This is a genomic window from Egicoccus sp. AB-alg2, assembly GCF_041821065.1.
Taxonomy (GTDB): domain Bacteria; phylum Actinomycetota; class Nitriliruptoria; order Nitriliruptorales; family Nitriliruptoraceae; genus Egicoccus.
This window is the reverse complement of the sequence record NZ_JBGUAX010000004.1, coordinates 441,740-463,158: the sequence shown is the minus strand read 5'-3', so window position 1 is coordinate 463,158 and position 21,419 is coordinate 441,740. Positions and strand designations below refer to the sequence as shown.

Annotated in this window: 22 protein-coding genes; 7 read left to right on the top strand and 15 right to left on the bottom strand. The window is 72.0% G+C overall.

The features are described 5' to 3' along the window. Positions 1-18: 18 nt before the first annotated feature. Positions 19-1,599, bottom strand: a complete 1,581-nt coding sequence (gene serA, locus ACERM0_RS09725; RefSeq protein ID WP_373678380.1) for a phosphoglycerate dehydrogenase — start codon at positions 1,597-1,599, stop codon at positions 19-21. 363 nt (positions 1,600-1,962) lie between these two features. Between serA and ACERM0_RS09720 the strand changes: the two genes are divergently transcribed. Continuing rightward, a complete protein-coding gene (locus tag ACERM0_RS09720; protein ID WP_373678379.1) occupies positions 1,963-2,412 on the top strand; it encodes a toxin-antitoxin system HicB family antitoxin in 450 nt (149 codons plus the stop codon). A 17-nt stretch (positions 2,413-2,429) separates the two neighbouring features. Continuing rightward, a complete protein-coding gene (locus ACERM0_RS09715) occupies positions 2,430-3,269 on the top strand; it encodes a DUF4097 domain-containing protein (protein ID WP_373678378.1) in 840 nt (279 codons plus the stop codon). A gap of 36 nt (positions 3,270-3,305) precedes the next feature. On the opposite strand, the gene ACERM0_RS09710 is transcribed toward ACERM0_RS09715, so the two are convergent. After that, on the bottom strand, positions 3,306-3,749 hold the full coding sequence (locus tag ACERM0_RS09710) for a globin (RefSeq protein ID WP_373678377.1): 444 nt from the start codon (positions 3,747-3,749) through the stop codon (positions 3,306-3,308). Then, positions 3,746-4,246, bottom strand: a complete 501-nt coding sequence (locus ACERM0_RS09705; protein WP_373678376.1) for an N-acetyltransferase family protein — start codon at positions 4,244-4,246, stop codon at positions 3,746-3,748. The genes ACERM0_RS09710 and ACERM0_RS09705 overlap by 4 nt, the downstream gene beginning before the upstream one ends. A 148-nt stretch (positions 4,247-4,394) precedes the next feature. Here ACERM0_RS09705 and ACERM0_RS09700 point away from each other — a divergent pair, with 148 nt between their 5' ends. After that, the gene (locus ACERM0_RS09700) at positions 4,395-5,024 is read left to right on the top strand and encodes a hypothetical protein (protein ID WP_373678375.1); all 630 of its coding nucleotides are present in this window, start codon (positions 4,395-4,397) and stop codon (positions 5,022-5,024) included. Between the two features lie 148 nt (positions 5,025-5,172). On the opposite strand, the gene ACERM0_RS09695 is transcribed toward ACERM0_RS09700, so the two are convergent. The 6 genes from ACERM0_RS09695 to ACERM0_RS09670 all read right to left on the bottom strand — a co-directional run bounded on the left by ACERM0_RS09695 (position 5,173) and on the right by ACERM0_RS09670 (position 10,730). Then, positions 5,173-6,198 (bottom strand): HD domain-containing protein, encoded by a 1,026-nt coding sequence (locus ACERM0_RS09695; protein ID WP_373678374.1) that lies wholly within the window; start codon positions 6,196-6,198, stop codon positions 5,173-5,175. A 28-nt stretch (positions 6,199-6,226) separates the two neighbouring features. Beyond that, positions 6,227-7,081: an ABC transporter permease gene (locus ACERM0_RS09690; RefSeq protein ID WP_373678373.1), complete on the bottom strand. Its 855-nt coding sequence runs from the start codon at positions 7,079-7,081 to the stop codon at positions 6,227-6,229. After that, positions 7,078-7,854, bottom strand: a complete 777-nt coding sequence (locus ACERM0_RS09685; RefSeq protein WP_373678372.1) for an ABC transporter permease — start codon at positions 7,852-7,854, stop codon at positions 7,078-7,080. Before ACERM0_RS09685 ends, ACERM0_RS09690 begins: the two co-directional genes overlap by 4 nt. Then, positions 7,854-8,819 carry an ABC transporter ATP-binding protein gene (locus ACERM0_RS09680; protein WP_373678371.1) on the bottom strand — a complete coding sequence of 322 codons (966 nt, stop codon included), beginning with the start codon at positions 8,817-8,819 and terminating at the stop codon, positions 7,854-7,856. Before ACERM0_RS09680 ends, ACERM0_RS09685 begins: the two co-directional genes overlap by 1 nt. 137 nt (positions 8,820-8,956) lie before the next feature. After that, positions 8,957-10,183, bottom strand: coding sequence for an L-2-hydroxyglutarate oxidase (gene lhgO, locus ACERM0_RS09675; RefSeq protein WP_373678370.1), 1,227 nt, complete (start codon positions 10,181-10,183; stop codon positions 8,957-8,959). Positions 10,184-10,223: 40 nt separating this feature from the next. Continuing rightward, complete coding sequence (locus tag ACERM0_RS09670; RefSeq protein ID WP_373678369.1) at positions 10,224-10,730, bottom strand: MaoC family dehydratase; 507 nt, start codon at positions 10,728-10,730, stop codon at positions 10,224-10,226. Positions 10,731-10,936: 206 nt separating this feature from the next. On the opposite strand from ACERM0_RS09670, the gene ACERM0_RS09665 reads away from it, so the two are divergent. Both ACERM0_RS09665 and ACERM0_RS09660 read left to right on the top strand, forming a co-directional pair. Next, positions 10,937-11,986 carry a CoA ester lyase gene (locus tag ACERM0_RS09665; RefSeq protein ID WP_373678368.1) on the top strand — a complete coding sequence of 350 codons (1,050 nt, stop codon included), beginning with the start codon at positions 10,937-10,939 and terminating at the stop codon, positions 11,984-11,986. Then, positions 11,983-12,858: a CoA ester lyase gene (locus ACERM0_RS09660; RefSeq protein ID WP_373678367.1), complete on the top strand. Its 876-nt coding sequence runs from the start codon at positions 11,983-11,985 to the stop codon at positions 12,856-12,858. Before ACERM0_RS09665 ends, ACERM0_RS09660 begins: the two co-directional genes overlap by 4 nt. 9 nt (positions 12,859-12,867) lie before the next feature. Here the strand turns inward: ACERM0_RS09660 and ACERM0_RS09655 are convergent, their stop codons facing one another. Together ACERM0_RS09655 and ACERM0_RS09650 are read right to left on the bottom strand one after the other, a co-directional pair. Then, positions 12,868-13,665 (bottom strand): lysophospholipid acyltransferase family protein, encoded by a 798-nt coding sequence (locus tag ACERM0_RS09655; protein ID WP_373678366.1) that lies wholly within the window; start codon positions 13,663-13,665, stop codon positions 12,868-12,870. After that, complete coding sequence (locus ACERM0_RS09650) at positions 13,662-14,780, bottom strand: alanine--glyoxylate aminotransferase family protein (protein WP_373678365.1); 1,119 nt, start codon at positions 14,778-14,780, stop codon at positions 13,662-13,664. Before ACERM0_RS09650 ends, ACERM0_RS09655 begins: the two co-directional genes overlap by 4 nt. Positions 14,781-14,879: 99 nt before the next feature. Between ACERM0_RS09650 and ACERM0_RS09645 the strand changes: the two genes are divergently transcribed. Further along, positions 14,880-15,440: a hypothetical protein gene (locus ACERM0_RS09645; protein WP_373678364.1), complete on the top strand. Its 561-nt coding sequence runs from the start codon at positions 14,880-14,882 to the stop codon at positions 15,438-15,440. Further along, the gene (locus tag ACERM0_RS09640) at positions 15,437-16,525 is read left to right on the top strand and encodes a response regulator (protein WP_373678363.1); all 1,089 of its coding nucleotides are present in this window, start codon (positions 15,437-15,439) and stop codon (positions 16,523-16,525) included. The genes ACERM0_RS09645 and ACERM0_RS09640 overlap by 4 nt, the downstream gene beginning before the upstream one ends. 9 nt (positions 16,526-16,534) lie before the next feature. Here ACERM0_RS09640 and ilvN read toward each other — a convergent pair whose 3' ends face one another. The 4 genes from ilvN to ACERM0_RS09620 all read right to left on the bottom strand — a co-directional run bounded on the left by ilvN (position 16,535) and on the right by ACERM0_RS09620 (position 21,384). Then, positions 16,535-17,059 carry an acetolactate synthase small subunit gene (gene ilvN, locus ACERM0_RS09635; protein ID WP_373678362.1) on the bottom strand — a complete coding sequence of 175 codons (525 nt, stop codon included), beginning with the start codon at positions 17,057-17,059 and terminating at the stop codon, positions 16,535-16,537. Between the two features lie 14 nt (positions 17,060-17,073). After that, positions 17,074-18,852: an acetolactate synthase large subunit gene (locus tag ACERM0_RS09630; protein WP_373678361.1), complete on the bottom strand. Its 1,779-nt coding sequence runs from the start codon at positions 18,850-18,852 to the stop codon at positions 17,074-17,076. Between the two features lie 310 nt (positions 18,853-19,162). Next, positions 19,163-20,683: a tripartite tricarboxylate transporter permease gene (locus ACERM0_RS09625; protein ID WP_373678360.1), complete on the bottom strand. Its 1,521-nt coding sequence runs from the start codon at positions 20,681-20,683 to the stop codon at positions 19,163-19,165. A gap of 32 nt (positions 20,684-20,715) precedes the next feature. Beyond that, complete coding sequence (locus ACERM0_RS09620) at positions 20,716-21,384, bottom strand: tripartite tricarboxylate transporter TctB family protein (protein WP_373678359.1); 669 nt, start codon at positions 21,382-21,384, stop codon at positions 20,716-20,718. Positions 21,385-21,419 lie beyond the last annotated feature (35 nt).

Here is a 21,419-nt window from a genome sequence, read left to right as displayed (position 1 = left end):
TCCCGCCGGCACCTCGGGCTAGAGGGAGATCCCCCGACCCTCGCTGGCGCCGATCTGTGTCGTGATGTGTTCGAGCACGTCGCGCGGCACGGCGTCGTCGAGCGACAGGGCCATGATGGCCTCGCCACCGGCCTCCGCGCGACCCACCTGGGCGGCGGCGATGTTGACGCCGGCCTCGCCGAAGCCGGTCCCCACGGTGCCGACGACGCCGGGCCGGTCCTCGTAGCGGAAGAACGCCATGTGCGCGGCCGGCTCGACGTCGACCGGCGTGTTCCAGACCTCGACGAGACGTTCGCGCGCGCCGGGATGCAGCAGTGTGCCCGCCACCCGGATGGCGGAGCCGTCGCGGGTCGCCCCGGACACCCGCAGCAGCGAGACGTAGTCCTCGGAGTGCGGATCGGAGATCTCACGCACGCGCAGGCCCCGCTCGTCCGCCAGCAGCGGCGCGTTGACGTAGGTGACGGGCTCGCTGGCGACGGCCGAGAGCATGCCCTTCAGCACGCTGAGTCCGACGACGCGGGCATCGTGGTCGGCGAGCTGGCCGCAATACTCCACCGTGACGTCACCGGCCAGGCCGTTGTCCGTGAGCGCGGTCAGCAGGCGACCCAGCTTCTCGCCCAGTGGCAGGAACGGCTTGACGTCCTCGTCGACCGGACCGCCCTGGACGTTGACGGCCGAGGGCACGAACTCACCGGCCAGCGCCAGGTTGACGTAGTCGGCCACCTGGGTGCCGGCCTTGTCCTGCGCCTCCTCGGTGGACGCGCCGAGGTGCGGGGTCACGACCGCGTTCGCCAGCCCGAACAGCGGCGAAGCCGTGGTCGGCTCGGACGCGAAAACGTCGATCGCGGCGCCGGCGATGACGCCGTCGCGCAGCGCGTCGGCTAGCGCCTGCTCGTCCACGATCCCGCCCCGGGCGACGTTGAGCAGCCGGGCGGTCGGCTTCATCAGCTTCAGCCGTTCGGCGTCCAGCAGACCGACCGTCTCCGGGGTCTTGGGCAGGTGGACGGTGATGAAGTCGGCCCGTCGCAGCACCTCGTCGACCGTCTCGACCAACTCGACGCCCAGGCGGGCGGCGCGCTCGGGCGCGACGAAGGGGTCGTAGGCGACCAGGCGCATGCCGAAGGCGTGGCAACGCTGGGCCACGAGCGTGCCGATCCGGCCCAGCCCGAGGACCCCCAGGGTCTTGTCGTGCAGTTCCGTGCCCGACCACTTCGAGCGTTCCCACTTGCCCTCCACCAGCGCGGCGTGGGCCTGGGGGATGTTGCGGGCCAGCGACAGCAGCAGCGCGACGGTGTGCTCGGCGGCCGACACGATGTTGGACTGCGGCGCGTTGCAGACGATCACGCCGTGCCTGGTGGCGGCCTCGACGTCGACGTTGTCCAGTCCGACCCCGGCGCGCGCGACGACCTTCAGGTTCGTCGCCGCGGCGAAGACGTCGGCGTCGATGGTGGTCTGGGAACGAACGACGACGGCGTCGTAGGCGCCGACGATCTCGAGCAGTTCGTCCTTGGACAGCCCGGTCTTGACGTCGACGTCGTGCTGCTCGGCGAGCGCGGCGACGCCGGCCTCGGCCAGCGGGTCGGCAACGAGGATCCTCACGAGGGACAACTCCGGAATTCGAGCGGGAGGGACGGGACGTGCAGCGGAAGGTCGCCAGCGTACGGCCCGCCGCACCCGCCCATGCACGCAACGAGGGAAACCGTGCCGCCCGTCCGCGGCGCACACCGACCTCCCCCGTGGCGGCGGCTCGATCGACGTCGACGCCTTGACCGAGCCTCGACGTGATCCCTTGACCGTGAAGTCGCGTGATGTCATAGTGATGTCATAACGCTGTCGAACTCGACAGCACGGTGACGGACACGCGCCGGGAGGGACGAGGTGCTGCTGACGGCGAACCTCGTTCCGCGCGCCAGCGCGCCGGCCGTGCCGCCACCGACCGCCACCGGAACGGAGGAGGAGCCGGTGCTCACCACCACGATCGAGACCGTCCGCGAGCGCCTGCGCGCCCTCGCCGGACTGTCTCCCGAGGCCGGACGGGCCGCGGACGCGATGGCCGACGCCCTGGACGACGGGATGCGCGTCGCTCTGCTCGACCTGCTCGGCAGCCTGGCCGCGGAGCTCACCGGGCAACTCGACGGCATGCGCATCGAGGTCCGCGTCGACGGCCGCGACGCGACGCTGGTCGCCGTTCCCGACGAACCGGTGGCCGCGCCACCGCCGCCGCCGAGCGGTGGCGACGCACGGCTGACCCTGCGTCTGCCGGAGTCGCTGAAGGACGCCGTCACCCAGGCGGCCGACCGTGACGGCGTGTCCGTCAACACCTGGATCGTGCGCGGGCTGTCCGCCATGGTCCACCGCCCACCGACGACGCCGGTCGTCGGCAGCCGCCTCACGGGGTGGGCCCGCAGCTAGGAGCAGGAGCGAGCACCATGGAACAGAACTTCGAGATCACCGGTCAGCTGCGGGTGGACTGCCGACTGACCGCCGGGCAGGTCCGCATCCTGCCTGCCGAACCCGGCCACGCGCGCGTTGAGCTCACCCCGCACGGGGAGGCCGGGGACGAACTGCTGCGACGCGCCGAGGTGCGTCTGGAGGAGTCCGGGCGGGGCCGACGACGTCTGGTCGTCCACCTGCCCGGACGCAACCTGCTGAGCGGCGTCTGGTCGCTGACCGGCCGCGGCAGCGTCGCCGTCACCATCCACTGCCCGCCGGACAGCGAACTGCAGGCCCGCACGGGCGCCGCTGGGGTGCAGGCCCAACTCGACCTCGCCAACGTGGACGTGGTGACGGGCTCCGGGGACGTCACGCTGGGCGACGTGACCGGCTCCGTCGCCGTCCGGGTCGCCAGCGGACGCGTCCGGCTGGGCCGGGTGGGAGGCGCGCTGGACGTCGACACGGGGGCCGGCGCGCTGGACGTCGTGTCCGTCGAGGGAGGCGTGAAGATCCGCACCGCCTCGGGCGCGATCGACCTGGGCAGGGTCGGTGGGCACGTCAAGATCACCGCCGCCGCCGGCGACGTGCGGATCGCCTGTGCCGACCACGGTCAGCTGGCGGTCACCGCCACCACCGGCAACGTCGACATCGGCGTGCCGCCGGGCCGTGGGCTGCACCTCGACCTCAGCAGCACGATCGGGAAGGTCCGTTCGGAACTCGACGCCGCCCCGGAGGGTGTTCCGGGTGCCCCCGACCTGGTCCTGCGCGTCCGGTCGACCACCGGCGACGTGACGCTGCGACGCATGACGGCGCCGGCCCCGTCGACCGGCGCCTGAGTCGCGCCTGGCCGAGGCACGTGGTGCGCGGGCCCGTCAATCGGACGGCAGGCGTACCACGTCGTCGGGGAGCCGGTTGATCAGCGTCGGCGTGGCGCGCTGCACGTAGGCCAGCAGGAGTGCCTCGACGTCGCTGTGGAACTGCTGGTCACGGATGGCGGCGCTCATGTGGTCGGCCCAGCGCAGCGCCGCCTCGGGGGTGACGTCGAACGGCGCGTGACGCATGCGCAGGCGCGGGTGGCCGCGATGTGAGGAGTACACGTCGCCAGCGCCCCAGTACTGGGCAAGGAACTGCGCGAGGTGGCGCTTGCCGGGTTCGAGGTCCTCCGGGTACATGGGCCGCAACAGCTCGTCGTGCTCCACGCGGGCGTAGAACGCGTCGACGAGCTGCTCGAACGCGTCCATGCCGCCGGCCCGCTCGAACACCTCGGTCGGGTCGAGCGGCGGGTGGTCGTGCGTGGCGTCGTCGGCCGGGCTCACAGGGCTCTTTCGTAGAAGGCGACGTCGAGGTAACGCCCGAACTTGTGTCCGGCTTCCGTCAGGGTGCCACGGTGCTCGAAGCCCCACTTCTCGTGGAACCGGACGGACGCCTCGTTGGGCAGCGCGATGATGGAGTACAGGCGGTGGAACTCGCTGTCGGCGAGCCGGTCGAACAGCGCCGCCAGCAGTGCGCCCCCGGTCCCCCGGCTCTGGGTGTCGGGCGCGACGTAGATCGAGAGCTCCAGCGAGCGGTCGTAGGCGGGTTTCGGCCGGAACCGCTGCGTCTCCACATAGCCGGACACCACGCCGGCGACCTCGGCCACCAGCAGGTGGTAGGGCCCGGCCTGGATGTCGTGTTCGAAGCGCTCGATCCACTGCCTCGGCGTCCGCACCTGCGTGTTGAACGTGATGGTGGTGTTCAGCACGTAATGGGTGTAGATCGCCGCGACCGCCGGCAGGTCGGCGGCGGTCGCATCACGGACGCGGGGCTCGTTCACGGCGCGCACGGTACCCGCGCGGCCGCGTGCTTCCGGATCTGAGATACGGGCCGGAGGACCCGGCGAAGTGGGGACGCGCGACCCGCGTCCGCGGGAGCTCGCCACGGCATCGTCTTCGACCTCACGCTGTTCGCCGAAGGATGCTGCTGTGCGTCGCCTGTTGCTGCTCCCCGTGCTCGCCGCCGCCCTGCTGCTGAGCACCGCCGGTCCGGCCGTCGCCCACGCCGGCCTGATGCCCGGCGACCTGGCGCCTGGCGTGGCCAGCGACAGCCAGCTCGTGGTGGTGCACGGTTGCGGCCCGGACGGAACGATCCCGGCGAACGACGAGGAGACGCTGCCCACCACGGCCGTCACGGTCTCCCGTCCCGACGGCCTCACGATCGTGCCCTCTCCGGCGGCGGGCTGGACGCTGACCACGGACCTCGACACCGACGGCACCGTCGGCAGCGCGACCTGGGTGTCGGACGACCCCGAGGGAACGCTGGAGACCATCTTCCTCGACCTCGAGGTGACGGCGGACGCCGACCTGGACGGTCAGCAGCGCTACCTGCCCGTCGTCCAGGACTGCGCGGCCGGCGAGCAGTTGGCCTGGGTCGGCGAGATCCCGCACGAAGTGGACGGCGTGCTGCCGGCGGTCCTGGTCAACGTGGACGCGTCGGCCGGGACCACGCCCGCAGCGGCCGCCGGTCCGCCGACGAGCGTGATCGTCACGCTGGCGGTGGCGATGGCCGTGCTGGCCGGCGGTGGCGCCGCGATGATCACCGCCCGCCGTCGGTGACGGTTCGGCCAGGCGGGGCGCGAGCTGCCGCTGACCGGGACCGGCGAGGCGAAGGTCGCCGGTGACGGTTCGACCGCACCGGGCGGTCGGCCCGCGCCAAGGTCATCGAGGAACCGGCGACGGCAGATCAGAGGAACCGGCGGCAATCTCAATAGAGCCCGGCGGGGCGGAAGTGGTGGTCGTGCAGGCGCATGGCGTACTTGTCGCTCATGCCCGCGACGTAGTCGACGGCCGCCTGCAGGTCCGTGGAGCCGGGCAGGCGGTAGGCGGCGGGGATCTCGCCGGGTCGTGCGGCGAACCATTCGACGAGGTCGCGGATGACCCGGACGGCACGTTCGGAGTGTCGACGCGCCTCCGGGCGCAGGTAGACGTGGTCGAACATCCAGCTGCGCAGGTCGTTCATGGTCCGCAGGTGGTCGGGCTCCATGGTGACGCGGCCGGCGTCGACGGAGGCGGCGACGACCATGCCGATCATGGTGTCGATCCAGTCCCGGCCGGGCGCACCGAACACCGCACGGAAGCGGGAGGGCACGTCGTCGGCGTGCATGACGCCGGCCCGGATGGCGTCCTCGGCGTCGTGCGCGAGGTAGGCGATGCGGTCGGCGTAGCGGCAGATCCAGCCTTCGGGGGTGAACGGTGGCGGGTCGTTCTTCCACGACGACTGGCTGATGCCGTCGCGGACCTCGAGGGTGAGGTTGAGCGGTTCGAGCTTCTCCACCACCCGCACGCCGTGGATGGCGTGCTGCCACTCCCCATCCACGTAGGGGGTCAGCGCCGTCTCGCCCGTGTGGCCGAAGGGCGCGTGCCCGATGTCGTGTCCGAGGCAGATGGCTTCGGTCAGGGCCTCGTTGAGCGCGAGGGCGGACGCGATGGAGCGTCCGACCTGGGCGACGGCCAGCGTGTGCGTGAGCCGGGTGACGTAGTGGTCGCCGTCGGGGTTGAGGAACACCTGGGTCTTGTGCTTGAGCCGCCGGAACGCCTTGCTGTGCAGGATGCGGTCACGGTCGCGTTCGAAGGCGGTGCGGTGGGCGTCCTCGGGCTCGTGGTGGTCGCGGCCGCGCGTGTCGGCGGAGCGGGTCGCGATCGCCGAGAGCCACTCGCGTTCCTCGCGCTCGCGTACCTCGCGGGTGCGGTGCCGCACGCCGACGGCGGCGGTCACCTCGACGTCGCTCATGGTGCTGCTCCAGCATCGGGGCCGGGCGTCATTTGAGCAGGAGTGCGGCGAAGCGGCGGGTCGCGATCCTCAGGCCGACCAGTCCGAGGACGACGAAGACGGCGGCATGGCCCAGCAGCGCGAGCCGGAGGTCACCCAGCATAAGGCTGCGCACCAGTTCGACGCCGTGGGTGAGCGGCGAGAGCAGCACGATCGGCTGCAGCGCCGGTGGGTAGACGTCGATCGGGTAGAAGGTGGCGGAGAACAGGAACAGCGGCAGCAGCGCCATCGTGATCAGGTCGAAGTCCTGCCACGACTTCAGATACGTGGTCACGAGCAGGCCGATGCCGCCGAACCCGAAGCCGATCAGCACGGCGGCGGGCAGCGCCAGGACCGCCCACGGCGAGACGACCAGCCCGCTGAGCCAGGCCACGACCAGGAAGCCGCAGGCGTAGACGCCGCCGCGCAGCAGCGCCCAGGTCAGTTCGCCCACCGCGATGTCGCGCGGCTCCATGGGGGTGACCAGCACGGCGTCGTAGAGCTTGCCCCACTTCAGTTTGCCGAAGACGTTGAACGTGGACTCGAGCACGGCGCCGTTCATCGCCGACGACGCCAGCAGCGCGGGGGCGACGAACACCCCGTAGGGCACCGGCTGCCCGTCGGGGCCGGGCACGTCACCGACGAGGCCGCCGATGCCGACGCCGACCGCGAACAGGTAGAAGACCGGTTCGACCAGGCCACTGACGAACACGAGCCACGCCTGGCGGTAGGCCAGCACGTTGCGTTCGACCAGGCGGGCCCCGCGGCCGAGCAGGATCGGCGGCGTCGTGCGCAGCGGCAGCGTCCGCGACCGGCCCGGGGTCGCCGGTGCCGGCTCGCGCATGGGGGCGGTCGGCGTGCTCATCGGTGCAGCCGGCGACCGAAGCTGACGACGCTGGCGACGACCCCGACCGCGAGGAACCCGACGACGACGCCGGCGTGGAGGAGCCAGGGCGCGGCGGGGGTGGTGCCCAGCGCGAGCGCCCGGGCGAGCTCCACGCCGTGCCACAGCGGCACCAGCCACGCGACCCATTCGATGTGATCGGGCAGCTGCGACACGGGGAAGAACGTGCCGGCGAACAGGAACAGCGGCACCACGAGGAAGCGCTGGATGGCCGACAGCCCCTGCTCGGTCCGGAGCTGCGCCGTGACGGCGCTGATGACGGCGCAGAACCCGGCGGCGGTGAGCACGGCCGGGACGACGGCCAGCAGCCCGCGCCCGAGGTGCATCGCGCCGAACGCGGTGGCGACCAGCACGTAGACGACCGCCGCCGCCGTGGCCCGCAGCGTCGCCCACACCAGGTTGCCGAGCGCGAGGTCGGCCGGACGGACCGGCGTGTTCAGCGCCGCGTCGTAGGTCTTCAGCCACTTGATGCCGGCGATGACCGGGAAGGACCCGTCGCCGGCACCGTTCTGCATGGCCGCACCGGCCAACAGCCCCGGCGCCAACCAGGTCAGGTAGTCCAGCCCGCCCAGCGCGTCCGACCGGCCGGCGTCGACGAGGCTGCCGAGCCCCAGCCCCATGGCACTGAGGAACAGCACCGGCGTGACGAGCGTCGAGAACGACGTGCCGCGCCAGGTGTGCTTGTAGTGGCGGGCGTGTCCCTCGACGACCCGCAGGGTGACCGGCCGCGCCATCAGTCGACCAGCCGGCGGCCGGTGAGGTGCAGGAACACGTCCTCGAGCGTGCTGCGCCGGGTGACGGTGGCCGCCGGCGTCAGGCCACGCCCGAACACCTCGGCGAGCGTGGCGTCGGCGTCGTCGGTGGACAGCAGCACGCGGTCGGGCAGCGCCTCGAGCCGGTCGCCGAGCCCGTCGAGTCGTTCCAGCGCGGCCTCCTGTGCCCCGACCGGGAAGCGCAGCTCCACGACCTCCCGTGAGGTGTGCGTCTGGATCAGCTCGCGCGGCGAGCCCTCGGCCACGATGCGGCCGCCGTCCATGACCACCAGCCGGTCGCAGAGCTGCTCGGCCTCGTCCATGTAGTGCGTGGTGAGGATGAGCGTGACGCCGCGCTGCTTGAGCCGGTACAGCCGGTCCCACAGCACGTGGCGCGCCTGCGGGTCCAGGCCGGTCGTCGGCTCGTCGAGCAGGACCAGTTCCGGGTCGTTGATGAGCGAGCGGGCGATCACCAGCCGGCGCTTCATGCCGCCGGAGAGCGAGTCGACCTTGGCCGCGCGGCGGTCGGTGAGCTGGACGAAGTCCAGCAGTTCGCCGATGCGCTCGCGCAGCACCCGCCGGGGCAGGTCGAAGTACCGCCCGTAGATCAGCAGGTTCTCCTCGAGGGTGAGCTCGAGGTCCAGCGCGTCCTCCTGGGGCACGACGCCGAGGCGGGCGCGGATCTCCGGACCGTCGGTGGCCGGATCGCGTCCGAGGACGCGCAAGGTGCCCTCCGTGACCGGCGAGACCGCGCCGATCATGCGCATCGTCGAGGACTTGCCGGCGCCGTTGGGGCCGAGGAACCCGAACGCCTCCCCCGGGGCCACCTCGACGTCGATACCGGCGACGGCGGTGAAGTCGCCGAACCGCTTGACCAGGCCGCGGGCCAGGACCATCGGCCCGGTGCCGGTCGGGTCGGCAGCGGTGGCGGGAGCAGGCATCGTCATGGCGGCACGGTACTCGTAGGCGGGTCCCGGCGGCCACGACGGCGTCGGCCCGCGGTCGCTCGCGCCGAGGGGCGGGCCGTGCCCGGGTCGGGCCGCGCAGGGGTCGGCCGCGCCGAGGCGTGAGGACGCGCGAGCGGTCAGACCGCGGACCAGCCGAGCCGCTCTTCGACCGCGCCGGCGATCAGTTCCGCGATCGCCAGCGACGACGTGGCCGCGGGCGACGGGGCGTTGCGCACGCTGTGGACCCGCCCGACCGAGGAGAAGCGGAAGTCGTCGACCAGCCGGCCGTCGCGGGCGACCGCCTGGGCCCGCACCCCGGCCTCGGCGCGCACCACGTCTTCCTCCGTCAGTGCGGGGACGTAGCGGCGGGCGTCGGCGACGAACCGCCGGCGACTGAGGCTGCGGCGGATCTCCTGGGCGCCCGGCTGCCAGTAGCGGGCGGCCAGCCGCTGGAAGCCGGGCCACCGCAACGTGTCCAGGAGGTCGGCGGGCCGGGCGTCGCGCCAGCGGTAGCCCTCACGGGCGAACGCGAGGACGGCGTTCGGGCCGACGAGGACCTCGCCGTCCACCCGCCTGGTCAGGTGCACGCCCAGGAAGGGGAAGGCCGGGTCGGGCACGGGGTACACCAGGCCGCGGACGAGCGGTCTCGCCGGCGGGCGCAGGCGGTAGTACTCGCCGCGGAAGGGCACGATCCGGGGATCCTCGCCGTCACCGGCGAGACGGGCAATGCGGTCGGCGGCCAGTCCCGCGCACACGACGAGGTGGTCGAAGGCGAACCCGCCGAGGCTGGTGCCGACCCGGACCTGGTCGGCGCGCTGGTCGATCGCACGCACCTCGCAGCTGGTGCACAGCGCCCCGCCCCGCTCCACGACGCCGCGCACGAGCGAGCGGGCCACCTCGGCGAAGTCGACGACGGCCGTCCGTGGTGAATGGATGGCGGCCACGCCGACGGCGTGCGGCTCGAACTCCGGGATGCGTTCGCCCGGAACCAGCACGAGACCGGGGACGCCGTTGGCCCGGCCGCGAGCGAGCAGTTGCTCCAACGCCGGGCGTTCGTCGGCGCTGGCGGCCACGATCAGCTTCCCGCACTCGTCGTACGCCAGGCCGTGCCGTTCGCAGTACGCCTTCAGCAGCATCATGCCGCGCCGGCACAGGCGTGCCTTCAGCGAACCGGGCTCGTAGTAGATGCCGGCGTGCACCACGCCGCTGTTGTGGCCGGTCTGGTGACGGCCGACGTCGGCTTCCTTCTCCAGCACCGTGACCCGGACGCCGGGGTGGCGTCGTTGCAGCTCACGGGCGAACGCGAGCCCGAGAATCCCCGCACCGACGATCCCGACGTGACGTCCGGCCGGCCCGTGTCCCATGTGCTCGCCGTCCCGGGGCCGGTGAGGCCGACCCGCTCGATCAGCCCTCGCGCGGCTCGGGGCGGCCGGGCTGGCCGTCGAAGCCGTGACCGCGCTTGGGTATCAGCACCTTGCGGGTGAACTCGCACACCACCGTGCCGTCCTGCTTGTAGCCGATCGTCCGGACCTTCACGATGCCGCGGTCGGGCTTCGACTGCGACGCACGCTTCTCCAGGACCTCCGTCTCCGAGTAGATCGTGTCGCCGTGGAAGGTCGGATTGGCGTGCTTGAGCGACTCGATCTCCAGGTTGGCGATCGCACGCCCGGACACGTCCGGCACCGACTGGCCGAGCACGATCGAGTACACGAGGTTGCCGACCACCATCGCCTTGCCGTGGGTGGTCGCGGCCGCGGCGTAGTTGTCGTCGCTGTGCAGCGGATGCTGGTTCATCGTGATCGAGCAGAAGAGGATGTCCTCGGCCTGCGTGATCGTCTTGCCCGGCCAGTGCTTGTAGACGTCACCGACCTCGAAGTCGTCGAAGAAACGTCCGAAGTCCTCGGTCGGCATGCGGCCCTCTCCTGGTCCGTTGACGGCGCGACGGGGTGGCATCGTGGTCCGACGACGGCTCCGCCTCCAAACCGTCGGCCGCCCGAACGGACGCCCCGGCGATTTCGGTGCGGCCCAGCGGCAGACCTAGCGTCCGTGCACGACACGGCGTCACGTCCGGCGGCACGGCCGGCGTCGGTTCGTCGCGGCTGACTCGAGGAGGCGCCATGCGCAGTCCGAAGGACTTCTTCCAACCGCTCGCGATCGGGGCGCCCGAGCCGCTGCGGGAGATCCCGTTCCGGCCCTCACGGATGATCCACTTCTTCGATCCGTCGAACGAGAAGATGGTCGCCAAGGTCCCCGACCTGGCACCGCGGGTGGACGTGCTGCTCGGCAACCTCGAGGACGCCGTGGCCGCGGACCGCAAGGAGGCCGCCCGCGCGGGGCTCGTCGAGGTCGGCCGGGCCTGGGCCGCGTCCGGCACGCAGCTGTGGACGCGCGTCAACGCGCTGGACTCGCCGTGGGTCCTCGACGACCTCACCACGCTGGTCACGGAGATCGGCGACGTGCTCGACGTGATCATGCTGCCGAAGGTCGAGGGCGCCGAGGACGTCCACTACGCCGACCGGCTGCTCGCCCAGCTCGAGGCGCGCGTCGGCCTCCAGCGCCCGATCCTGCTCCACGCCATCCTCGAGACCGCCCGCGGGGTCGCCAACGTCGAGGAGATCTGCCTCGCCTCGCCGCGCATGCAGGGCCTGTCGCTGGGACCGGCCGACCTCGCGGCCGACCGACGGATGAAGACCACCCGGGTCGGCGGCGGCCACCCCGGCTACCTGGTGCGCGAGGACCCGGCCGGCGACGACGTCGAGGCACCCCGTGCGACCTACCAGCAGGACCTGTGGCACTACACGGTGGCACGGATGGTGGATGCCTGCGGCCTCGCCGGGATCCTGCCCTACTACGGTCCCTTCGGGGACATCAAGGACACGGTCGCCTGCGAGGACCAGTTCCGCAACGCCTACCTGCTCGGCTGCGTGGGGGCGTGGAGCCTGCACCCGGTGCAGATCGACATCGCGAAGAAGGTCTTCTCCCCCGAGCCGGACGAGGTCGCCTGGGCGAAGCGGGTCGTCGAGGCCATGGGTGACGGCACGGGTGCGGTGATGCTCGACGGCAAGATGCAGGACGACGCGACCTACAAGCAGTGCCAGGTCGTGCTCGACCTGGCCCGCGGCCTCGCCGAACGGGACCCGGAGCTCGCGGAGGTGTACGGGCTGTGAGCGACGTCTACCGCCCCCGCCGTAGCGTGCTGTACATGCCGGGCGCGAACGAACGCGCCCTGGAGAAGGCCAAGGGACTGGCGGCGGACGCGCTGATCCTCGACCTCGAGGACGCCGTCGCCCCCGACGACAAACCCGCCGCCCGCGACCGGGTCGCCGCGGCGCTCGCCAGCGGGGACTACGGCCACCGCGAGCTGGTCGCACGGGTGAACGGCCTGGACACCGCCTGGTTCGCGTCCGACCTGCAGGCCGTCGCGCCGGCGGGTCCGGACGCGGTCCTGGTCCCCAAGGTCGGCTCGGCGCAGGACGTGCGCGGTATCGAGGCCGCCCTGGACGCGGCCGGGGCACCCGACCACACCCGCCTGTGGGCGATGCTGGAGACGCCGTCCGCGATCGTGCGCGCCACGGAGATCGTGTCGGCCTCGGAGCGGCTGACCGGCTTCGTGATGGGCACCAACGACCTCGTGCAGGAACTGCGGGCGGGGCGTGTCGCCGGTCGCGGACCGCTGCTGCCGGCGCTCGCGTGGGCGCTGTTGGCCGTCCGTGACGCCGGCAAGGTGATCGTCGACGGGGTGTTCAACGACCTGGACGACGCCGAGGGCTTCGAGGCGGAGTGCCGGCAGGGCCGCGAGCTCGGCTTCGACGGCAAGACGCTGATCCACCCGAAGCAGCTGGAGACGTGCAATCGCGTCTTCGCGCCTTCGGCGTCGGAGGTCGCCGACGCCCGCGAGGTGATCGAGGCGTGGGAGGCCGCCCAGGCGGCCGGCCGCGGCGGTGTCGTCACGGTGCGCGGCCGCATGATCGAGCACCTGCACGTCGAGGAGGCCCGGCGCACGGTCACCCAGGCCGACGCCATCGCCGCCCTGGGCTGAGCCCGGCGCTCAGGTGGGCGACGGTGGCTGGTCGCCGTTCCAGCGTCGCGTCCGCTGCTCGTGCACGCGCAGCACCTCGTCGTGCGGTGGTGCCGAGCCGCCGAGCCGGGCGGGCACCCACCACGCGCTCGCGGGCGTACCGTGCTCGTACTCGCGCTGCACGCGGTCGAGCAGGTCGGCCATCGCCACCCGCAGCCGCTCGGTCGCGGCGACGGGATCCTCGTCCGGGGCCACGTGGAGCGGCTCACCGAAGCGCACCACGACGGGCGTGCCGGGGGCGAGCCGCGGCCTGCGGCCCTTCGTCGCGATCCGCTGCGAACCCCAGCCGATCGCCGGGACGATCGGCGCACCGGAGCCCTGCGCCATCCGGACCGCGCCGGTCCGGAACGGCAGCAGGTCGAACGACGGGGAGATGGTCTGCTCCGGGGCGACCGCGACCAGGTCGCCGTTGCGCAGTGCGGCGGCGGCGGCGTCGAAGGCACCGGCACGGGCCGACGTCGAACCGCGGTCGACCGGGACGGCCTCGGCGGCGCGCACGAGCCAGCCCAGCCAGCGACTGGCCCAGATCTCACGTTTGGCGAGGAACCGGATCGGCCGGCGCAGGCGCCGCACCGGCCCCCACGCGACCATGATGAAATCGAGGTAGCTGTGGTGGTTGAAGGCCAGGACCGCACCGCCCGCGCGAGGCACGTGGTGCAGGTCCTGCACCCGGACCCGCCACCGGCAGGCGTTCACGACGCCGATGATGACGGCGGCGATCAGCCGCCACTTCCAGGTCAGGTGCTGGGGCGGTGCGGGCTGGCTCATCCTTCGAGCAGTTCGTCGACGGCGTCGAGCAGCCGGTCCACCAGGTCGTGGCGGGCCCCTTCGCCCATGAACCCCACACGCCAGGCGCGGCCCGCGTGCTCGCCGAGCCCGTCGCCGACCTCGATGCCGTGGGCCTCCAGCAGGCGGTGGCGCAGCTTGGTCGCGTCGATCGTCTCCGGCCACGCCAGCGCCGTCAGGTGCGGCAGCCGGTGGGCTGCGTCGGCGAGCAGCACGGCGTCACGGTCCTGCACGTGCTCCTGGAACAGTCGTCCCACCTCGGCGTGCCGGGCCCAGCGGGTCTCCAGACCCTCCTCCAGGACCAGGCGCAGGCCCTCGTGCAGACCCAGCAGCGCGTTGACCGGGACCGCGTGGTGGTGGGCGCGCTCGGATCCCCACCAGCGGCGCACCCCGGCCAGATCGAGGTACCAGGACCGGACGGTGGTCCGCCGTGCCGCCATCGCCGCCTCGGCCTTGGGCGAGAACGTGATCGGCCCCAGTCCGGGCGGGACCGACAGGCACGCCTGGGTGCAGCCGTACGCGGCGTCGATCCCCCAGGCGTCGACCTCCACCGGCACCCCGCCGAGGCTGGCGACGACGTCCACCGCGAACAACGTGTCGGTGTCGCGCAGCAGCGCGCCCACCTCCTCGAGCGGCTGTTGCACCCCGGTCGAGCTCTCCCCGTGCACCAGCGCCACGAGCTTGGCCTCCGGGTGCGCGCGCACCGCGGACTCCACGCGCTCGGGCGGGATGGCCCGCCCCCAGCGTTCCTCCAGCACGACCACGTCGGCGCCCGCGCGGCCGGCCATGTCGGCGATCCGTCCCCCGAACACCCCGTTGACCCCGACGACGACGGTGTCACCCGGCTCGACCAGGTTGAGCACCGCGGTCTCCATCGCGGCCGATCCGGTCCCCGAGACGGCATGGGTCAACGGATTTCGGGTGCGGAAGACCGTGCGCAGCATGCCCGCGATCTGCTCGGCTACCTCGAAGGCGAAGGGATCGAGGTGCCCGACGGTGCCCCGCCCCTGCGCCTCGAGCACCCGTGGATGCACGGGGCTCGGGCCGGGACCGAGCAGCAGCCGCTCGGGTGGCATGGCGGCAGGGACCGGCTGCATGGCTATCGCTCCTCCTCGGGTCGCCGACGGGAGTCCCCGGCGGCCCGGCGACCGAACACCCTACTGAGCACCGCGCCGATCCACCGTTCGGAGGCTGTCGTGGAACGCTGGCATCTGGCCGTCCTGGCCAACGGCATCGTCTCCGTCGCCTATCTGTCGATCGCGGCGCACATCCTGCTGGGCGTCCACCGCACCCGCAGCTGGCGGTCCAACCCGCTGGCGGTGGCCACGGGGCTGATCTTCCTGACCTGCTCGGCCGGTCACCTCGGCCATCTCGTGCAACTGGTCTCCTCGCCCGGACACATGTCGGCCGGCGGCCACGTCTACCCGGTGCCGCTGCTGCTCGCGGACGGGGCCACCGCCGTCATCGCCATCCGGTACTGGCTGCTGCGTGGCCGGTTCCCGGCCCTGGTCCGCGGCGCTGCCGTCTTCGAGGACCTCGCCACGCGTCGCACCGAGGCGTTGATGATCCACGACGAGGTGGTGCAGCAGCTGGCGACGGCGAAGCTGGCGTTCGAGCTGGGTGAGCAGGAAGCGGGCATGCGCGCGCTCGAACGGGGCCTCGACGCGTCCCGCAACATCGTGACGTCACTCGTCGGCGACGAGACCGCGTCGACCGCGACCATGACCCGCGGCGGCCTCCGGCGGAGCCCGACATGACGAGCCTGCCCGAACCGCTCGCGCGGACCCGCACCCTGCTGGTCGACGACGAGGCACCGCTGCGCTCGCTGCTGCGCGCCGTGCTGGAGCGCAGCGGACGCTACGAGATCGTCGCCGAGGCCGCCGACGGCCGCGCCGCGGTCGAACTGGCGGCGGAGCACCATCCGGATCTCGTGCTGCTGGACCTGTCCATGCCGGTCATGGACGGGCTGGAGACCCTGCCGCACCTGCGCCGCTCGCTGCCCGAGGCGCGCCTGGTGGTGCTGTCCGGGTTCGCCGCCGGTGGTGCGGCGAGCAGCGCCCGTGCGGCGGGCGCCGACGCCTACCTGGAGAAGGGGCTGGCGCCGCGCGCGCTGTTGGCCGCCCTCGAGGATGCCGCCACCGGCGTCGTGCCCGACGGGGCCACCGACGAGCGCCGCATCGCGCGCCCGGAGCCGGCCGCGCCCAGCAGCGCCGAGGTGGTGGCACGGCTCGCGCACGACGTGCGGACCCCGTTGGCCTCGGCGGTCGGGGCCATGCACCTGCTGCGGCGCACACTGAGCGACGACGTCCCTCACGAACTGCGCGAACTGCTGGCGCGTGCCACCACCTCCCTGGAGCGCGTGTCCGACACGCTGACGGCGGCGGTCGAGCACGCGCGCACGGGCCAGGCACCGCTGGACCCTCGGGTGGTCGCGCTGCAGCCGCTCGCGAAGGAGGTCGCCGATGTGGTCGAGGACCCCGACCGGCGGGTGCGCGTGCTGGTGCCCTACGAGCTGGAGGCGTTCGTCGACCGCGGCGCCGTCGCGCGGGTGCTGACCAACATCGTCGACAACGCGCTGCGCTACGGCGCCGGCCCGGTGGAGATCACCGGCCGGACCCGCGCCGGGCGCGCCGTGCTGGACGTGCGCGACCACGGACACGGGCTGGGGCGAAACGCCGACGCCCTGTTCTCGCCGTTCGTGCGAGGACGCCGGGACGTCTCCGGCACGGGCCTGGGGCTGGCCACCGCCGCCGACCTCATGCGGCGGGTGGGTGGTCAGCTGTCGGCCTTCGACCACCCCGACGGCGGTGCCTGCTTCCGCGTCGAACTGCCGCTCGCCTGAGCGTGCGGGTCACACCACCCGCTGCATGCGGACCTTGGACCCGTCCGTGATGGACTTGGCGCCACGGGCCAGCGCGATGGTTCCCGAGCGGACCATCTCCCGGATGCCGTAGGGCTCGAGCAGCTCGACCATGGCCTCGAGCTTGCCGGGGTTGCCGGCCGCCTCGATCGTGATCGAGTCGTGGTCGACGTCGACGATCTTGGCGCGGAACACGTCGGCGAGCTCGATGATCTGGCTGCGCGTGGCGCCGTCGGCGGCCACCTTGACCAGCTGCAGCTCGCGCTGGACGGACTCGTCCTCGGCCAGTTCGACGATCTTGAGGACGTGGACGAGCTTGTTGAGCTGCTTGACGATCTGCTCGAGCTGGACCGCCTCGGTGCCGACGACCAGCGTCAGGCGCGACACCCGCGGGTCGTCGGTCGGGCCGACCGCCAGCGAGTGGATGTTGTAGTTGCGCCGGGCGAACATGCCGGCGATGCGGGTGAGCACGCCGGGCTTGTTCTCGACCAGAACGGACAGGGTGTGGCGGTGCATCGGTGCGGCTCCCTCTACTGGCCGGTCTCGGCGAGGCGGGCCCGCCACTCCTCGGCGGACTCCAGGATGTCGTCGTTGCTGGCCCCGCTGGGGACCATCGGGAAGACCATCTCGTCGGGGTCGACCCGGAACTCGACCAACACGGGCTGGTCGGTGATCTCGCGCGCCTTGGCCAGCACCGTGTCGAGGTCGTCGACCGACTGGACCCGGAAGCCGGGGATGCCGTACGCGTCGGCGATCTTCATCAGGTCCGGGCAGTCCTGCGGGAGCGCCACCTGGGAGAGCCGGTCGTCGTAGAACAGGTGCTGCCACTGGCGGACCATGCCGAGGTAGCCGTTGTTGATCACGCAGAAGACGACGGGGATGTCGTGCTGCACGGCGGTGGCCAGCTCCTGGAACGTCATCTGGAAACAGCCGTCACCGTCGACCGCCACGACCGGCGTGTCGGGCCCGACCCCGACCTTGGCGCCGATGGCGGCCGGGACCGCGAACCCCATCGTCCCGAGCCCGCCGGAGTTGATCCACTGCCGCCCGCGCGTGTAGGGGATGTGCTGCGCGGCCCACATCTGGTGCTGACCGACGCCGGCCACGTACACCGCGTCGTCTCCCCACGTGTCGTAGATGGCGCGCACGGCGGTCTGGGGCTTGAGCACGCCGGTGGCCGGCTGCTCGAAGCGCAGCGGGTGGTCGTCCTTGAGGGCGGTGAGGTGGGTGCGCCAGCCGGCGCAGTCCGGCGTGAAGGCGGCGTCGCCGTCCCGGTCGTCCAGCACCTTGAGCAGCTGCCCGAGCACCACCTTGACGTCGCCGACGATCGGGACGTCGACCACCCGGTTCTTGCCGATCTCGGCCGGGTCCACGTCGACGTGGATGACCTTGGCGTGCGGCGCGAAGGCGTCGAGGTCGCCGGTGACGCGGTCGTCGAAGCGGGCACCGAGGGTGACGAGCAGGTCGGCCTCCTGGAACGCCTTCACGGCGGCGTAGTGCCCGTGCATGCCCGGCATCCCGACGGCCAGCTCGTGCGTGTCCGGGAAGACGCCGCGCGCCATCAGCGTGGTCACGACCGGCAGGCCGAGCCGGGTCGCGAACTCGTAGAGCTCGTCACCCGCGCCGGCGCGCACGAGCCCGCCGCCGGCATAGATCACGGGACGCTCGGCCGCGGCGATCAGCTGCAGCGCCTCGCGCACCATCTTGCCGTGGCCCCGGACCGTGGGCCGGTAACCGGGCAGGTCCACCCGCTCCGGCCACGACCAGGTGAACGTCGCGTTGAGCACGTCCTTGGGGATGTCGACCAGCACCGGCCCGGGACGCCCGGAGCGCGCGACGTGGTACGCCTCCTTGATCGCCGACGCGATCCGCTCGGGGCTCTGCACCAGCTCGTTGTGCTTCGTGATCGGCATCGTGATGCCGGTCACGTCCGCCTCCTGGAAGGCGTCGGAGCCGATCGCGCTGCGCGCCACCTGGCCGGTGATGGCCAGCACCGGGATCGAGTCCATGTGCGCGTCCGCGAGGCCCGTGACGAGGTTGGTCGCCGCCGGCCCCGAGGTGACGATGCAGACGCCGACCTCACCGGTCGCCTGCGCATACCCCTCGGCCATGTGCACGGCGCCCTGCTCGTGCCGCACCAGCACGTGCGTGAGGTCGGCCTCGATCAGCGGGTCGTAGGCCGGCATGATGGCGCCACCGGGATAGCCGAAGACGACGTCGACGCCGAGCGCCTCGAGGCTCTTGATGACGGCCTGTGCGCCCGTGACCCGTTCGGCGGACGCCGTGCCCTCGTGCTTCCCACCCGACATGCGTTTGTCTCCTGCGTTGGCCCAGCCGCCGGGTCGCCCGGCGTCGCGGCCCCTCCTACGCAAGAACCTCCCGGGCCGGGAGGTTCGCGCGTACTCGGAGCCGAGTACGCGCTACGTAACGAGAACGACGACCACCACGAACAGGACGCCGAGGCGCCCGACCCGGGTGATGGTCTCCCGCACTACCTACCGCTCCTGGGAGGTCGACGTGCGCCCGTGGCGGACGCACGTCGCAGATGGTCCCGCATCGGCGCGGCAGACGCAACTCGCACGCGGACGTGCGACCTGCGACTACCACCCGCGCCGTCGCTCACCCGACCGGCTCCACCTCGGGCTCCGAGGCCTCCTTGCGCTTGCGCTGGACGGCGAACACGATCGGCAGCAGGAGCAGCAGCACCGCCACCGCCAGCGTCACCATCGTGAAGGGACGGGTGAAGAACAGGTTCCAGCTCCCGCGGGTGACGTTGGCGCCGTTCACGAGCCCGGTCTCCGCGATGGTGCCCAGCACGAGACCGAGGATGAGCGCGGCGATCGGGAACTCGTACTGCTTGGCGAAGAACCCGAGGATGCCGCAGACGAACATCACCCACAGGTCCACGGGGCGGTTGTAGATCGCGAAGGTGCCGACGACGGCGAAGACCAGGACCATGGTGCTGAAGATCTCGAACGGGATCGTGAGCAGGCGGAGCAGGACCCGCACGAGCAGCAACCCGACGATGAGGACGACGATGCTGGCGACCATCATCGCCCCGAAGACGGAGTAGGTGATCTCCGGTGCGTCACGGAACAGCAGCGGGCCGGGACGCAGGCCATTGAGGATCAGCACCCCCAGCATGATCGCGGTGACCGCGCCCCCCGGGATACCGAGGGTCAGCAGCGGCACCATGGAGCCGGCCGCCGCCGCGTTGTTGGCCGCCTCGGGCGCGACCACACCCTTGATCTCGCCCTTGCCGAACTTCTCCGCCTTCTTCGACATCTGGACCTCGGTGCCGTAGCCGAGGAAGGCGGCCACGGTCGAGCCCGCCCCGGGGAGCATGCCGACGAAGTTGCCCAGGAACGCCGAGCGCAGCATCGTGTACTTGGTCGCCTTGATGTCCGCCATCGGCGGGAAGGCGAACCGGTTGACCTTCTGTACGTCCTCCTTGCTGTAGCCGCCCGTGCCGGTACCTCGATACAGCGAGTGCAGGATCTCCGCGACCGCGAAGAAGCCGATGATGGCGGGGATGAAGTCGACGCCCCCCTGCAGTTGCTGCACCCCGAACGTGAAGCGCACCGCACCCGACACGGGATCGAGGCCGACGGTGGCCAGCAGGAGACCGAACGTGCCGGCGATCAGCGCCTTCAGGACCGAGCCGCTGGCCAGGCTGGCGACCGAGGTCATGCCGAGCAGCGCGAGCGCGAAGAACTCGGGCGGGCCGAACTGCAGGGCGATGCGCAGGAACTGCGGCGCGATCAGCACCAGCAGCACCGTGCCGATGAAGCCGCCGACGGCCGACGCCATGATGCTCATGGAGATCGCGCGGCCCGCTTCGCCGTTGACCGTCAGCGGATAGCCGTCCCTGGCGGTCGCGGCACCCATGACGTCACCGGGCATGTTGAACAGGATGGCCGCGAGCGCGCCCGCACAGCTGGCCGCGAGGTACACGCCGATCATCATGATGATGGCGGCCTCGGCCCCCAGCACGTAGCTGAACGGGACCAGCAGCGCGACGGCGGTGATGCCGGACAGGCCGGGGATCGTGCCGAACATCATGCCGATCACGACGCCGATGACCAGCAGGATCAGGTGATTGGGCTGCAGGACCGAGGCGAGGCCGGTGAAGAACTCCATGGCTCAGCGCTTTCGACGGCGAGCGTCGCCGCTCAGTAGAGGAAGGTGCTCATCTCGAGGAAGACGCCCCTTCCTCGCGGCAGTGGCACCACCAACAAGCGGGTGAAGACGTAGAGGATCGCCGCCATCAGCACGACCGGCACGGCGGTGACGACGTACCAGCGGCGTTCACCGACGAAGAGCAGGAACGCCACGCAGAACAGCACGGCGACCGGCAGGAACCCCAGTACCGGCATGAGGTAGACGAAGCCGAAGATCAGCGCCACACCGCCGGCGAGCGCCTTGGGGTTGCGTTGCGCGTCGCTGGCCTCCGGCGGTTCCGACGTGGCCGTCGTACTCGTGGCGGCATCGCCTGCTGCGGTCATCTCGCGAGCGGTCCCCGCGACGTCGCCCGACGACGTGTGCGGATCACCGCTGGCCCCGCCGACGCGTCGCGCCCGCAGCCGCAGTAGCGATGTGACCAGGTAGAGCAGGCAGAAGAGGATCCCCGCGTTCAGCAACCAGGCCGGCCAGAAGTCCGGGTCCAGGTACGCGGCACCGCGACGGCCCTGCACGTGCTGGTCGAGGGTGAGGCGCAGGTAGACGAAGCCGAGCAGGAGCACGGCGGCGACGACCACCTCCTGCACGGCCCGGCCCGGCACCGGCCGGCGGCCGGTGCGGCCCGCGGTGGACCTGGACGACGTGGTTCGCTGCTCGCTCACCAGTGCTCTCCCTGCCGGGGCATCCGGCCGCCGCG

Bases quoted from the DNA above. Each gene is read 5' to 3' on its own strand.
- ACERM0_RS09715 (WP_373678378.1), top strand. From the start codon at position 2,430: ATGGAACAGAACTTCGAGATCACCGGTCAGCTGCGGGTGGACTGCCGA.
- ACERM0_RS09695 (WP_373678374.1), bottom strand. From the start codon at position 6,198: ATGAGCGACGTCGAGGTGACCGCCGCCGTCGGCGTGCGGCACCGCACC.
- ACERM0_RS09690 (WP_373678373.1), bottom strand. From the start codon at position 7,081: ATGAGCACGCCGACCGCCCCCATGCGCGAGCCGGCACCGGCGACCCCG.
- ACERM0_RS09685 (WP_373678372.1), bottom strand. From the start codon at position 7,854: ATGGCGCGGCCGGTCACCCTGCGGGTCGTCGAGGGACACGCCCGCCAC.
- ACERM0_RS09680 (WP_373678371.1), bottom strand. From the start codon at position 8,819: ATGACGATGCCTGCTCCCGCCACCGCTGCCGACCCGACCGGCACCGGG.
- lhgO (WP_373678370.1), bottom strand. From the start codon at position 10,183: ATGGGACACGGGCCGGCCGGACGTCACGTCGGGATCGTCGGTGCGGGG.
- ACERM0_RS09670 (WP_373678369.1), bottom strand. From the start codon at position 10,730: ATGCCGACCGAGGACTTCGGACGTTTCTTCGACGACTTCGAGGTCGGT.
- ACERM0_RS09665 (WP_373678368.1), top strand. From the start codon at position 10,937: ATGCGCAGTCCGAAGGACTTCTTCCAACCGCTCGCGATCGGGGCGCCC.
- ACERM0_RS09655 (WP_373678366.1), bottom strand. From the start codon at position 13,665: ATGAGCCAGCCCGCACCGCCCCAGCACCTGACCTGGAAGTGGCGGCTG.
- ACERM0_RS09650 (WP_373678365.1), bottom strand. From the start codon at position 14,780: ATGCAGCCGGTCCCTGCCGCCATGCCACCCGAGCGGCTGCTGCTCGGT.
- ACERM0_RS09640 (WP_373678363.1), top strand. From the start codon at position 15,437: ATGACGAGCCTGCCCGAACCGCTCGCGCGGACCCGCACCCTGCTGGTC.
- ilvN (WP_373678362.1), bottom strand. From the start codon at position 17,059: ATGCACCGCCACACCCTGTCCGTTCTGGTCGAGAACAAGCCCGGCGTG.
- ACERM0_RS09630 (WP_373678361.1), bottom strand. From the start codon at position 18,852: ATGTCGGGTGGGAAGCACGAGGGCACGGCGTCCGCCGAACGGGTCACG.
- ACERM0_RS09625 (WP_373678360.1), bottom strand. From the start codon at position 20,683: ATGGAGTTCTTCACCGGCCTCGCCTCGGTCCTGCAGCCCAATCACCTG.